At 70.5% G+C, this 13,445-nt stretch carries 8 protein-coding genes; 3 read left to right on the top strand and 5 right to left on the bottom strand.

The features are described from left to right. Window positions 1-15: 15 nt before the first annotated feature. The 4 genes from E3O28_RS03195 to E3O28_RS03180 are packed head-to-tail and all read right to left on the bottom strand — an operon-like array spanning window position 16 to window position 2,846. Complete coding sequence (locus E3O28_RS03195; protein ID WP_134415168.1) at window positions 16-810, bottom strand: ATP-binding cassette domain-containing protein; 795 nt, start codon at window positions 808-810, stop codon at window positions 16-18. Next, window positions 807-1,625, bottom strand: a complete 819-nt coding sequence (locus tag E3O28_RS03190; RefSeq protein ID WP_241972988.1) for an ABC transporter permease — start codon at window positions 1,623-1,625, stop codon at window positions 807-809. The genes E3O28_RS03195 and E3O28_RS03190 overlap by 4 nt, the downstream gene beginning before the upstream one ends. 7 nt (window positions 1,626-1,632) lie before the next feature. After that, window positions 1,633-2,427, bottom strand: coding sequence for a molybdate ABC transporter substrate-binding protein (gene modA, locus E3O28_RS03185; protein ID WP_198411526.1), 795 nt, complete (start codon window positions 2,425-2,427; stop codon window positions 1,633-1,635). Further along, complete coding sequence (locus E3O28_RS03180) at window positions 2,424-2,846, bottom strand: TOBE domain-containing protein (protein ID WP_104171331.1); 423 nt, start codon at window positions 2,844-2,846, stop codon at window positions 2,424-2,426. Before E3O28_RS03180 ends, modA begins: the two co-directional genes overlap by 4 nt. A 168-nt stretch (window positions 2,847-3,014) precedes the next feature. Here E3O28_RS03180 and E3O28_RS03175 point away from each other — a divergent pair, with 168 nt between their 5' ends. The 3 genes from E3O28_RS03175 to E3O28_RS03160 all read left to right on the top strand — a co-directional run bounded on the left by E3O28_RS03175 (window position 3,015) and on the right by E3O28_RS03160 (window position 7,639). Further along, complete coding sequence (locus tag E3O28_RS03175) at window positions 3,015-3,470, top strand: MogA/MoaB family molybdenum cofactor biosynthesis protein (RefSeq protein ID WP_241973011.1); 456 nt, start codon at window positions 3,015-3,017, stop codon at window positions 3,468-3,470. A gap of 312 nt (window positions 3,471-3,782) precedes the next feature. Beyond that, a complete protein-coding gene (locus E3O28_RS03165) occupies window positions 3,783-4,784 on the top strand; it encodes an FAD binding domain-containing protein (protein WP_134415166.1) in 1,002 nt (333 codons plus the stop codon). Beyond that, on the top strand, window positions 4,781-7,639 hold the full coding sequence (locus E3O28_RS03160) for a molybdopterin-dependent oxidoreductase (RefSeq protein WP_134415165.1): 2,859 nt from the start codon (window positions 4,781-4,783) through the stop codon (window positions 7,637-7,639). The genes E3O28_RS03165 and E3O28_RS03160 overlap by 4 nt, the downstream gene beginning before the upstream one ends. A gap of 19 nt (window positions 7,640-7,658) precedes the next feature. Here the strand turns inward: E3O28_RS03160 and pulA are convergent, their stop codons facing one another. Continuing rightward, window positions 7,659-13,442, bottom strand: a complete 5,784-nt coding sequence (gene pulA / locus E3O28_RS03155; protein ID WP_134415164.1) for a pullulanase-type alpha-1,6-glucosidase — start codon at window positions 13,440-13,442, stop codon at window positions 7,659-7,661. Window positions 13,443-13,445: the final 3 nt, after the last annotated feature.

Raw genomic sequence — 13,445 nt, 5'->3', positions numbered from 1 at the left:
ACTCTGACAGGGGTGTCACGGCGAGGCAGACAGGTCGAGCCCGAACGTCAGGGCCCGGGTGAACTCGGCCTGCGGGTGCGCGAACACCGAACGGGTCGGCCCCTCCTCGATGATGCGCCCGCCCTGCAGCACAATCACCCGGTCGGCCAGCGCGAGGGCGTCGAGCGGGTCGTGGGTGACCAGGATGACGGACCGATCGAGCAGTACCCGGTGCAGCAACTGTCGCTGGGCGGGCACCGCCGCCACGTCGAGCGCGGTCATGGGCTCGTCGAGCAGCAGCAGCCGCGGGCTGGCCGCGAGAGCCCGGGCCACCGCGACCCGCTGGGCCTGGCCGCCGGACAGCATCCCGGGCCGCCGGTCGGCGAAGTCGGACACCTCGGCGGCGGCGAGCCACTCGTCGGCGAGAAGTCGTGACGCAGCCCGGGATTCCCCCGCGCTGCGCGGCCCGAACGCCACATTGTCGCGCACGTTCAGGTGCGGGAAGAGCAGCGGCTCCTGGGCGAGCAGCACCGTGCGTCGGGCGTGCGGCGGTGTGAAGATGCCCGGCCGCCTACCGTCGGCACGGTCTGCACCGCCGGCACGGTCTGCACCGCCGGCACGGTCTGCACCGCCGGCCGCCAGATCGAAGAAGACCTGCCCGTCGAGGGTGGCCCGACCCGAATCGGGCCGCAGCAGACCCGCGCAGAGCTCGAGAATGGTGGACTTGCCGGCCCCGTTGGAGCCGAGCAGCGCCACCGTCTCGCCCGGCGACACGGTGAAGGCGACCTCCAGTCCGCGCCGGCGCATCACGGCGGCCAGTTCGAAGGTCACGAGAGTCCGCGCGGCCGGTGGGTGGCGACCATCACGATCAGGGCGACGGCCACGAGGAGGAGAGCCAGGGCGACGGCCGCATCCGCATCCGTTTCCCGCTGTAGGTAGATCTCGAGCGGCAGCGTGCGGGTGACCCCCTGCAGGCTGCCGGCGAACGTGAGGGTCGCCCCGAACTCACCGAGCGCGCGCGCGAACGCGAGCACCGCGCCGGAGAGCAGACCGGGCAGCACCAGCGGTAGCGTCACCCGCCGGAAGACCGTGCCGGGGGTGGCGCCGAGCGTGGCGGCGACCGCCTCGAAACGCGCGCCGGAGGCCCGCAGGGTCGCCTCCACGCTCAGCACCAGGAACGGCAGCGCCACGAAGGTCTGCGCGAGCACGACGGCGGTGGTCGAGAACGCGATCTGGATGCCGAGCACCTCGAAGGTCTCGCCGAGCAGGCCGCGGCGCCCGAAGGTCGACAGCAGGGCGATACCGCCCACAACGGGCGGCAGCACGAGCGGCAGCAGAACGACGGCGCGCACGAGGCGTTGTCCGGGAAACCGGCTGCGGGCCAGGCCGAGAGCCATCGGCACGCCGAACAGCAGGCAGAGCACGGTGCTCATCATGGCGGTGCGCAGGCTGAGCAGCAGCGCCGCGACCGCCGCTTCGGAGGTCACGAGCGCACCGAACCGGGACCAGTCAACGCGCAGGGTCATGCCCACGATCGGCAGCACGATGAACAGGACGCCGAGGGCAGCCACGAGGAGGGTCCAGCGGGGCACGCCGAGGGTGACCCGGCCGTCGTGGGGGCCGGTGTGGGAGTCGGAGCGACTCACCACCACCTCACGGCGCGCCAAAACCGGCCGCCCCGAGCACGGTCTGACCGGTCGCTCCGGTCACGAACCGGGTGAAGGCTGCCCCGAGCAGCGCCTGCTCACTGCCCGCCACGACGGCGATCGGGTATTCATTCACGGCCTGATCTGCCTCCGGCACCGGGATGCCGAGAACCGCGTCGCCGGCGGAGGTGACGTCGGTCACATAGACGAGCCCGGCATCCGCGTCGCCCGATGTGACCTTGCCGAGCACGCCGGTGACGGCGTTCTCTTCGCTCACCGGCGCGAGCCGGACGCCGGCCGCCGCCTCGAGGGCCGGCAGCGCGGTGCCGCACGGCACCTGCGGCGCGCAGACCACTACGTCCACATTCGGCGCGGCGAGGTCGGCGAAGGAATCGATGCCGGCCGGGTTGTCGGCGGGCACGGCGATCATGAGGGTGTTGGTGGCGAAGACCACCGGGACGCCGTCGAGGAGGCCGTCGCCGCTGAGCTTGGCCATGGTCCTGGCGTCCGCCGCCGCGAACACATCGGCAGGGGCGCCCTCCCGGATCTGGGTAACGAGGTCGGCCGATCCCCCGAAGTTGAGCGCGACCGTTACACCGGGATGGACGGCCTCGAACCGGTCGGCCAGCTCAGTGAAGGTCTCGGTGAGGGATGCCGCGGCGAACACGGTGAGCGTCTCGCCCTGCTCCGTAGACGCCCCGGTTGCCCCCGACGAGGCCCCGGCCGTTCCTGCGCAGCCGGCCAGCACGACGGATGCCGCCGCCAGCCCGACCGCGACGCGCACGCTCCACAATCGGGTCACGACTGGCCCTTCGGGGTTTCGACGATCACGGTGGTGGCCTTGACCACGGCCACGGCCACCGACCCCGGCACCAGGCCGAGGTCACGCACGGCCTCGGTGCTCATCAGGGACACCACCCGGTGGGGGCCGCACTGCAGCTCGACCTGGCTCATCACCGGATCGCTCACCACGCGGGTGACCAGCCCGACGAAACGGTTGCGGGCCGAGCTCGCCGTCGTGGACGGATCCGCGGGCGACAGCGCGTCCTCTCGGGCCAGCGCGGTCTCCCGGGCCAGATGGGCCAGGTCGGATCCGTCGACGACCATGCGTCCGGCGTCGTCGGTGCTCGCGGCGAGCGCCCCATTGTCGATCCAGCGCCGCAGGGTGTCGTCGCTGACCCCGAGGTATCCGGCGGCTTCCTTAATCCGTATCTGAGACATATTGAGCATCTTATTACCGCATCTGCGGAATAGACACCGGGAGGGGCGTGAACGCGGCTGCCGCAGTGGGGCAGGATGGAGCGCGTGACCGCCACAGCAAATTTTCCGTCGACTCCGTCCGAACCCACCGAACCACGCGCACCGCGCGCACCGCGCCGCGCGCAGGTCATCGTCGCCTCCACCCGCGCCGCGGCCGGGGTCTACCCGGACCGCACCGGCCCCGTCCTCGATGCCTGGCTGCGAGAGCGCGACTTCACGCTCGGCGAGCGCCGCGTCGTGCCCGACGGCGCCCCGGTCGGCGCTGCCCTGATCGAGGCCCTCGACGCTGGCATCGACCTTGTGATCACCACGGGCGGCACGGGCGTCAGCCCCCACGACCTCACCCCCGAGCAGACCCTCCCGCACCTCGACCGGCTGCTCCCCGGGCTGATGGAGGAATTCCGCCGCCGCGGCGCCGCATCCACCCCTCTGGCCGTCATCTCGCGCGGTCACGCCGGGATCGCCCGCGGGCGCACCCTGGTGATCAACCTCCCCGGCTCCCCCAACGGCGTGAAGGATGGACTGGGTCTCCTCGCCGACGTGCTCGACCACATCCTCGACCAGCTCCACGGTGTGGACCACTAGCTGGACTGGCCCCACTGGCCCCTCTGGCTCCACTAGCCCCACTGGACCCACTAACCCCTCTGGCTCCGGCCCGAACGAATTCGACGGAGATTCTGGTCAAATCGGCACAAAACGCGCCTAAAATCCGCTTTTGGCTCAAAATCTCCGTCGAATTGGTTCGCCCCCGCCCTTCCGCGCACCCGTGCCCTGCGCGAAAACAGGGTGGCTCGCCGTGAGGATGCCGCGAGCGAGCGCGTCGACTCGCGGGGCGACACGGGCGAGTGGATAATTCAGGGTGTCGACCTGCACCCGAGCGGTCGAGTGAGGGAAACGATGGACCTCAACACCGTGCTCACGATCACCCCCGCCCGTCACCGGGGCGATCTCGCGCTCCTCGACGCCCAGGTGGCCCCGCTCGCGGGCGGCTCCGACCTGTTCGCCGACCCGCAGACGCACCTCACCGGGCTGGTCGACCTGCAGACCCTGGGCTGGCCCGCTCTGACCCTGACGACGGATGCCGGCACCCCGGACACCGGCCCAGGTGCCGTCACCGGCACGGATGCCCACACCGGTGAGCGCGCCACCGGCACCACCCCCGGTCTCGTCATCGCCGCCACCTGCACCATCGCCGAACTCTCCCGGCTGGCGGCCGCACCCGGCTGGACCGCGCATCCACTGATCTACCAGTGCTGCACCGCCCTCTACGGCTCATTCAAGATCTGGAACGTCGCCACCGTCGGCGGCAACCTCTGCGCCTCCCTGCCGGCCGGCCCGATGACCAGCCTGGCTGCCGCCCTCGACGCGGAGGTGCTGATCTGGCGTCGTGACGGCAGCGACGAACGGATGCCCGCAGCGTCCTTCGTCACCGGCAACACCACCAACGCGCTCCGCACCGGCGATGTGCTGCGGTCCATCCACGTGCCGACCTCTTCGCTAGCGGCCCGCACCGCATACCGCAAGATCGCCCTCTCCCCACTCGGCCGCTCCGGCGCCGTGCTGATCGGCCGGCTCGACCGCGCCGACCTCTCCGACAGCGACGACACGACCGCCCGCGACGGCACCGGCCGCTTCGTGCTCACCGTCACCGCCGGCACTGTGCGTCCGGTCCAACTGCGCTACGATTCCCTGCCCGACGCGGGCACACTCGCCCAGGACATCGCCGCCATCGACTGCTGGTTCACGGATGCTCACGGCGCCGCCGACTGGCGCCGCGCCGTGAGCGGCGTGCTCGGCGAGGAGATCCGAGCAGAGCTGGAACAGCAGCCCGAACCGAGACAAGAACCCGAACCGGCCGCGCGAGACCAGGCGGCACCCCGGAACGGAGACCGCTCATGAGATTTCAGATCAACGGCGAACCCGTCGACGCCTCCCCTGCCCCCGGGCAGTGCCTGCGCTCCTTCATCCGCGACCAGGAGCACTTCGAAGTCAAGAAGGGCTGCGACACCGGCGACTGCGGCGCCTGCTCCGTGCTGGTCGACGGCACTCCGGTGCACTCCTGCATCTACCCGGCGTTCCGGGCCGAGGGCACAGAGGTCACGACCGTGGCCGGGCTCGGCCTGCCCGGTGATCTGGCCCCGATCCAGCAGCGCTTCGTCGACGCCGCCGGGTTCCAATGCGGGTTCTGCACCGCCGGCATGATCGTGACCGCGTCCGCCCTGACCGAGACCGACCTTGACGACCTCCCCCGCCTGCTCAAGGGCAACCTGTGCCGCTGTACCGGCTACCGCGCCATCGAGGACGCCATCCGCGGCAGCCACACCCCCGTCAACGGCTCAGCCAGGTCAGACGGCTCCTGTCGCACCGACGCACCGGCACGCACCGGCCTGGGCCCGGTCGTCCAGACCGGACCGCGCCCCGGCACGGTCGGCACCTCCCTGGCGGCCCCGGCCAGCGAACGCGTGGTCAGCGGGCAGGAGCCGTACACCCTCGACGTCACGGTGCCCGGCCTCCTGCACCTCAGCGTGCTGCAGAGCACGCAGGCGCACGCGCGCATCCGTTCGATCCAAACCGAGGCAGCCGCGGCCCTGCCCGGGGTGCACGCCGTGCTCACCCACGCCGACTCCCCGGCCACCCCGTTCTCCACCGCCCGGCACGAGGACCGCCTCGACGACCCCGACGACACCCTCGTGCTCGATTCGGTCGTGCGGTTCCGCGGCCAGCGCGTCGCGGCCGTCGTCGCCGACACCCTCGCCATCGCCGAGGCCGCCTGCCGCCTGATCGAGATCGACTACGAGACGCTCCCGGCCGTCTTCGACCCGCACGCCGCTCTCCTGCCCGGCGCTCCCCTGGTGCACGGCGACAAGGATGCCACCGCGAGCCGGCTGGCCGACCCGACCCGCAACCTGGTGGCCGAGCTGCACGGCGAATACGGCGACATCGCGGCCGGCCTGGCCGGCGCCGCCCACAGCGTGAGCGGAACCTGGCAGACCCAACGGGTGGCGCATACCCATTTGGAGACGCACGCCACCATCGGCTGGCTGGAGCCCGGCACGGCAGACGCATCGGCAGGCGGCGACCGGCTCATCCTGCGCACCAGTTCCCAGGTGCCGTTCCTGGTGCACCGCGAGATCTGCCGCCTGTTCGCCCTCGACCCGGGGCGGCTGCGCGTGTTCACAGCCCGGGTCGGCGGCGGCTTCGGCGGCAAGCAGGAAATTTTGACCGAGGACATCGTCGCGCTCGCGGTGCTGAAGACCGGGCGCCCCGTGCAATACGAGTTCAGCCGTTCCGACGAGTTCACCCTCTCCCCGGCCCGTCACCCCATGCGCATCGACGTCACCCTCGGCGCCGACGACGCCGGCCGCCTCACCGCACTGAAGCTGGGTGTGCTCGCCGACACCGGCGCCTATGGCAACCACGGCCCCGGGGTGATGTTCCACGGCAGCTCCGAGTCGGTCAGCCTCTATCGGGTGCCCAACAAGCGGGTGGATGCCCGAAGCGTCTACACGAACAATCTCCCCTCGGGCGCCTTCCGCGGCTACGGCCTCGGCCAGGTGATCTTCGGCGTCGAGTCCGCACTCGACGAGCTCGCCCGCACCGTCGGCATCAACCCGTTCGACCTGCGCCGGCGAAACTCGGTCGGCCCGAACGACCCGCTCGTGGTCACCCACGTGGAGGGTGAGGACCTCATCTTCGGCAGCTACGGACTCGACCAGTGCTTCGACCTGGCCCAGACGGCCCTGGCCCGCGGCAACGGCGCCACCGTGCCGCTCGGCGAGCACTGGAAGACCGGCGAGGGCATGGCCACCGCCATGATCGCGACCACCCCGCCGCGCGGGCACTACGCGCAGGCCTCGGTCACCCTCGAAAACGCGGTCCTCGAATCCCCCACCCACTACACCGTCCGCGTCGGCACGGCCGAGTTCGGCAACGGCACCACCACGGTGCACGCGCAGCTCGCCGCCACGGCCCTGCACACGACTCCCGACCGGATCGAGATCCTGCAGTCCGACACGGATGCCATCGGCTACGACACCGGCGCGTTCGGCTCCGCGGGCGTCGTCATCGCCGGCAAGGCCGTGCTCGCGGCGGCGAACGACCTGGCCGACACGCTGCGGTCCGCCGCCACGGAGAGGCACCCGGAGATCCCCGCCGCTGCCTGGACCCTGGAACCCGACGGGCTGCGCAGCGGAGCGGTGTTCACGTCGCTGGCCGAACTGGCCGGGCGGGCATCCGTAACCGGGGCATCCCCGCCCGGGGCCTCCGCTCTCCGCGGTGTCGGCGCCGAAGACGGCGCCCGCCGCTCGGTGGCGTTCAACGTGCACGCGTTCCGGGTGGCCGTGAACACGCAGACCGGCGAGGTGCGCATTCTGCAGTCGATCCAGGCGGCGGATGCCGGGGTCGTGATGAACCCGGAGCAGTGCCGCGGCCAGATCGAGGGTGGGGTCGCGCAGGCGATCGGCACCGCGCTCTACGAGGAGGTCATCCTCGACGGGGTGGGCACCGTGACCACGAGCGTGCTGCGGAATTACCACATCCCGCAGCTCGCCGACCTGCCCGTGACCGAGGTGTACTTCGCGGACACGAGCGACGTGCTCGGCCCGTTCGGGGCGAAGTCGATGAGCGAGTCGCCCTACAACCCGGTGGCGCCCGCCCTGGCGAACGCGGTGCGCGACGCCATCGGCATCCGTCCCACCGAACTGCCGATGTCGCGCGACCGGATCTGGCGGCTGCTGCACCCCGTTCGCTCCTGAACGGGGTGCGATCCGCGGGTTACCGCTTCTTCGCCGTCCGCTCCTGCGCGTCGACGAGCACCGCGACCGTACGGGCGGGAACCGTTACCGTGCCGGTCGCCGCGTCCCAGGTCGTCGACTTGACGAGCGCATCCGTCCCGGCGGCCTGGATGCCGCTGAGGGCGTAGCCGCGCCCGGCCAACTCGCTGAGCAGAACCGTCTGAGGTTCGGGGCTGGCGTTGAAGAGCACCAGCAGGCCGTCCAGTTTCTTGTCGACGTCGCCTCCCACCGTGTCGTCGACGCTCATCGCGATGACGCCGGGGGTGGCGTCCGGTCCGCTGGCCGGGAAGGTCAGCTTCTGGTTGATCAGCTTCGCATCGCCGAGCCGGAACAGTTCGGTCGACTGCTTGAGGCGCAGCAGGTCCTGGGCCTGGGCCGACGCGAAGCTGATGTCGCCCGGCGTCGGCTTGAGGGCCGGGTCCTCGAGCAGCGGGCGCATGATGGCCCACTTGTCCTCGTTGGCGGCCGCTGACGGCAGACCGACGCCGAAGTTGCTGGTCTGGCCGGTCCAGTCGATGCGGTTGAACCAGTCGCCCGAGTTGTAGCTGTCGCGGTCGAGCGACTTCGAGCGCAGCAGGTCGGTTCCGGCATGCCAGAGCGATGGCGCCTGCGACAGGGTCGCGGTGGCAAGGGACAGGGTGTTCATGCGCACCCGGTCACTCATCCCGGTGTCGGCCGGCAGCTTGAGGGCGAGCAGGTCGTAGAGCGTCTCGTTGTCGTGCGCGTCGACGTAGTTGATCACCTCGTCCGGCTGGTCCGCATACCCGGCCGGCGACCCGTTGTAGTCGAGTTCGTCGCCGCGCTTCACCGTGCCGTCGCTGGTGACGAAGCTGAAGTCGCGCAGGTTCGCGGCCAGGCCGAGCCGCACCAGGTCGCTGGCCTGCCCGAGCCGGGCGAGCGCCTGCTCGGGGGTGCCGTTGATCGCCACGCCGTTGGGATCGGTGCCGAGCCCGGTGCCGAAGCCCTGCTGCTGCACGGTGCTGCCGTCGACGGGGCTGCCGCCATGCACCGCGTCGCGCAGCCGGTCGTTGAACGTGCCGATGCCGGTTCCGCCCAGCTGGCCCTGCGTCGCCTGCTCGAACAGGGCGTTGTTCGCGACCTCGCCGAAGTTCCAGCCCTCACCGTAGAGGTAGATCGCCTGGCCGTTCACGCCGTCCTCTTTCAGGGTGAGCGCATCGAGGGCATCCCGCACGGCCAGCAGGTTGGCCTTCGAGTGGTGGCCCATCAGGTCGAACCGGAACCCGTCCACGCGGTACTCCTTCGCCCAGAGCACGACGGAGTCAACCATGAGCTTCTGGGCCAGTTCGTGCTCGGTGGCGATGTTCTGGCAGCAGGTGGAGGTCTCGACGGAGCCTTGCGGGTTGAGACGGTGGTAGTAACCGGGCACGACCTGGTCGAGCACCGATTTCTCCCCCTGGCCGCTCTGCGCGGTGTGGTTGAACACCTCGTCGAGTACGACCTGCAGGCCGTCCTCGTGCAGGGCCCCCACCATGCCGCGGAACTCGGCCACCCGGGCGCCGCCGTGGGCGTTCACCGCGTAGGACCCCTCCGGCGCCGAGAAGTGGAACGGGTCGTAGCCCCAGTTGAAGCCGTCCTGGTCCCTGATCGCCTGGATGCACGCCTGCTGGCCCGGCGAGGCCGGTCCGAAGGAGGCCAGGTCGCAGGCCGGAACGGCCTGGAGGGCGCGGTCTTCCTGGATCGTGGCGATGTCGAAGGTCGGCAGCAGGTGCACGGTGTTGAGCCCGGCAGCCGCCAGCTCGGACAGATGCCGGGTTCCCGCGCTGTCGACCCCGAACGCGCCGTAGGTGCCGCGGAGCTCTTCCGGCACGGTGTCGTCGGAGATCGAGAAGTCGCGCACGTGCAGTTCGTAGATCGACCGGTCCACGGCCTTCTCGATGACCGGCGCCTTCGCTTTCTCCCACGCCTTGGGGCGGTAAGCCTTATCGGCCAGGTCGATGAGCACCGACCGGGTGGAGTTCTGCGTCAGGGCGACCGAGTACGGGTCGGTGACCTGGTTCACCTCGATCTTCCCCGTCGTCGGCGCGAACACCGTGACCTCGAAGACGAAGGATGCGCCGGTCCAGTTCTTGGCGCCGGTCGCGGTCCACGTGCCGTCATCCTGGCGCGTCAACGCGATGCGCTCCGGGTCGGCCGTGTCGCCCGCCGTCCAGACGAGCGCGTCGACGTTCTGCGCCGTGGGAGCCCAGACCGCGATCGTGGGCCGCTTCTTGGACCAGGTGACGCCGAGCGTCCGGACCGCTGCGGCATCCGCGTAGAGGTCGTCGAGCACGCCGGGCAGTTGCACGCCCGTGAACGCGGTGAGGATGCCTGTGGTGTCGTCGGTGCCGGTGCCGGTGCCGGACTGGGCCACCGCCAGCTGGGTGGTCAGCAGCCGTTCCAGCTCCACCCGGTCCACACCGACCGGGCGCAGGGCCACGGACCCGGCGAGGGCCGGGAAACGCGCTTTCTCCGCGTCGGAGAGACCGGCCGGGTCGTACTCGAGGGCGACCGTGTCACCGCCGGTCACCGCTCCGTCGGTGACCGCCAGGTCGGCGGCCGACGAGGAGTGCAGCGTGTAACCGAGCGCGGCCGGGTCGGCATTCGCGGGCAGCAGGTCACGCGGCCAGGCGAGGGTCTTCTCGCTTACCCAGTGCGCGCGCTGCGCTCCGGTGCCGGCCAGCGGCGGGTCGGTCACCGTGATCGTGAGCACGTGGGCGGCGAGGTCGTAGCTGAACAGGGTTTCCTTGCCCTCGGTGGCCGTGAACGACAGGTTCGCTCCGTTCGGCACGCCGTCGGCGCCATAGTTCTCGTCCCAGCCGAGGTTGTGCGCGACCTTCGCCTCGTACGAGCCGGTCGGCAGGGTGTTCGAACTCAGGGTGAGGATGCCGTCGCCGTCCACGTCCTGCAGCCAGGTTGCGAGGCAGTCCGGTTTCCAGTCTCCGGGGCAACCGGCCTCCTCCTGGAAGGAACCGGCCGCGACGACGATATCGCCCTCGGCCGTGCCCTGAAAGAAGTTGTTGCGCGGGTCGAAGTAGAACGTGACCGGGCCGCCGTCGGTCGTGTAGCTCACGTTGTCGCCGCCGGGAACCCCGCCGGAACCGTAGTTGAGGTCCCAGGAGCCGTTGACGGCGATCTTGTACTCGTAGTCGCCGGCCGGAAGGTCGAAGGTGCCGGCGTAGATGCCGTCGGCCCGGAGGGTCAGTTTCGCGGCCTCACAGCCGGGCTGCCAGTCCCCGGCACAACCCATCTCGGAGTTGTGACTACCGGCCACCGTGACCAGGTCGATCGCGGCGTCGGGCGTGCCGGTATCGGCGAGCGAAACCGTGTTGCCCACGGAGGCGAAGCTGGACGCGGCGGCCCGCTGGCCGGCGGCATCCGTGGAGACGGCGCGGTATTCGACCAGGGTGCCCGTGGCGAGGCCGGCGGTGTCGTGGAAGACCCGCGGAGTGGTGTCTTCGGCGGTGCCGAGGCTGGTCCACGCAGTGTCACCCACGACCCGCCAGGCGAAGCCGGTCTCCTGCCAGGTCCCGTCGTCGACGGTGGCCCCGACGGGTGAGACGCCGGTGACGCCGGCTCCGGCTGCCGGGGCGGCGACCGTGATCGCGGCGGCCGCGGCCGGAGCGCTGACGGGTCGGTCGGCCACGAGCACGACCGAGCCGCGGGCCGGCACGGTGACGGCCAGATCCCCGGTGTCGCCGGATACCGCGGAAGCGGTGTCGCCGAACAGCACCGAGTAGGACGCACCCGTGGTGAGGGTGGGGATCGTCACGGTTTTCGCCGCGGCCGAGTTGTTGACGGCGACGAGGTGTTCGATCTTCTCCGTGCGGTCGACCCGGCTGAACGCGTAGACGCCGGCCCCGGTGTCGGCGTAGCGCTCGATCTGGGCGCCCGTCGCGAGGGCCGGGTGGTCGCTCCGCAGCGCGGAGAGCTCAGCGATCCGACTGTAGAGCGGCGCATCCGTCCCGAACCGGTCGATCGAACCGGCGGTCTCGCCGGTGATCAGCGGCTGGTTCGCGTACTCGGGCACCTGGCTGGCGAACAGCGACTGGCGGGCGTCCTTGTCGCCGCCCGCGCCCATGAAACCCTGCTCGTCGCCGTAGTAGACCACCGGCTGGCCGCGGGTCAGGAACATGAGCTCGTGGGCGAGCACGTCGCGGGCAAGCGGGTCATCGGTGTTCTTCAGGAAGTAGCCGATCCGGCCCATGTCGTGGTTGCCGAGGAAGGTCGGCAGCGCGGAGGCGTTGGAGTCGGGAGTCGTGTAGAGGTCGTCGGAGGCGAAGAGCTGGCTGAGCCCCTTCGCGGAGTTGCCGGCGGCGAAGCTGGTCGCCTGAGACTGGAATCCGAAGTCGAGCACCGAGTTGAGGTCGGTCTTGCGCACGTACGGGGACGTCTTCGCGGCATCCGCGTCGTAGACCTCACCGAACATGAAGAAGTCGGGCTTGCCCGCGGCGTGCGCGTAGTCGAGCACCTGCGTGGACCACGTGTCCCAGAACTCCAGGTTGACGTGCTTGACCGTGTCGATGCGGAAGCCGTCGATACCGAGGTCGACCCAGTCCGTGTATACGTCGACGAAGCCGTTCACGACGGCCGGGTTCTCGGTCATCAGGTCGTCGAGGCCGGAGAAGTCGCCGTCGAGGTTGCTCTCACCCTCGAAGGTCGAATCTCCCCGGTTGTGGTAAAGCGTCGGGTCGTTCAGCCAGGCCGGCACCTTGGCCGTGGCGTCGGCGGCCGCGACGAACGGCGTGTAGGGGAAGGATGTCCCGTCGAGGGTCGGGAATTCGTCGGTCCCCGCGTAGTCGGCCGGGTCGAAGGGCTCGCCGGCCGCGGTCGTGTAGGGCGACGTCGCCTTGTCGATGTAGGAGTACTGCTTCTCCTCGTTGTCGATGACGTCGGCGGTGTGGTTGGTGATGATGTCGAAGTACACCTTGATGCCGCGGGCGTGCGCGTCGTCGATGAGCGCCTTGAGCTCGGCGTTGGTGCCGAGGTGCGGGTCGATCTGGGTGAAGTCGGTGATCCAGTAGCCGTGGTAGCCCGCGGACGCGTTCGCGCCCTCGCCCTGCACGGCCCGGTTCTTGAAGGACGGCGTGAGCCAGAGGGCGCTCGTGCCGAGACCCTCGATGTAGTCGAGCTGGGAACGGAGCCCGGCGAGGTCGCCGCCGTTGTAGAAGCCCTTGTTCGCGGGGTCGTAGCCGGATACCAGTGGGTCGTCGCCGAGGCCGGCGGTGTTGTTGGCCGGGTCGGCGTCCTTGAACCGGTCGGTCATCACGAAGTAGAACTGCTCGTCGCTGCCGGGCTGGCGGATGGGCGCGGCCGCCACGGCCTCGTCCTCCGCGGAGTAGGCACCGGCCAGGGAGAGTACCTCGAGGCCGACGCGCTTCCGGCCGAGGTCGAAGGTGAAGCTCATTCGGCTTTCACCGGCGATGGTCAGCGGGATGTTGTCGGCGCCACCGTCCAGCCCGTAGGTCTCGTCCCACGCGTCGTTGAGGGCGACCTTGTAGTCGTAGCTGCCGGCCGGCACCGTGAACTCGGCGGACCAGACCCCGTCGACGCCCGTCGGGGCCAGCTCGGTGGACTCGCAGGCCGGCTGCCAGTCCTCCGTGCAGCCCAACTCGCTCTGCAGGCTGCCGACCAGGGCGACCGTCGGGGTGGCGGCGGCCGCGGACACCTCGGAGAAGGCGAGACCGGAGAGAACGATCGCGCCGGCTCCGATCGTGGCCACAATGCGGCGGATGGCCGGGCGGCGTGTAGCGGTGCGTTTCGTCAACAG

Origin of the sequence: Cryobacterium sp. TMT2-14, assembly GCF_004402465.1 — a bacterium.
GTDB classification, from domain to species: domain Bacteria; phylum Actinomycetota; class Actinomycetes; order Actinomycetales; family Microbacteriaceae; genus Cryobacterium; species Cryobacterium sandaracinum.
The sequence above is the reverse complement of the archived record's forward strand: the minus strand, read 5'-3'. Positions and strand labels throughout refer to the sequence as shown.

Coding starts and splice junctions, on each gene's coding strand:
- E3O28_RS03180 (WP_104171331.1), bottom strand. CDS start 2,846: ATGTCTCAGATACGGATTAAGGAAGCCGCCGGATACCTCGGGGTCAGC.
- E3O28_RS03165 (WP_134415166.1), top strand. CDS start 3,783: ATGGACCTCAACACCGTGCTCACGATCACCCCCGCCCGTCACCGGGGC.
- E3O28_RS03160 (WP_134415165.1), top strand. CDS start 4,781: ATGAGATTTCAGATCAACGGCGAACCCGTCGACGCCTCCCCTGCCCCC.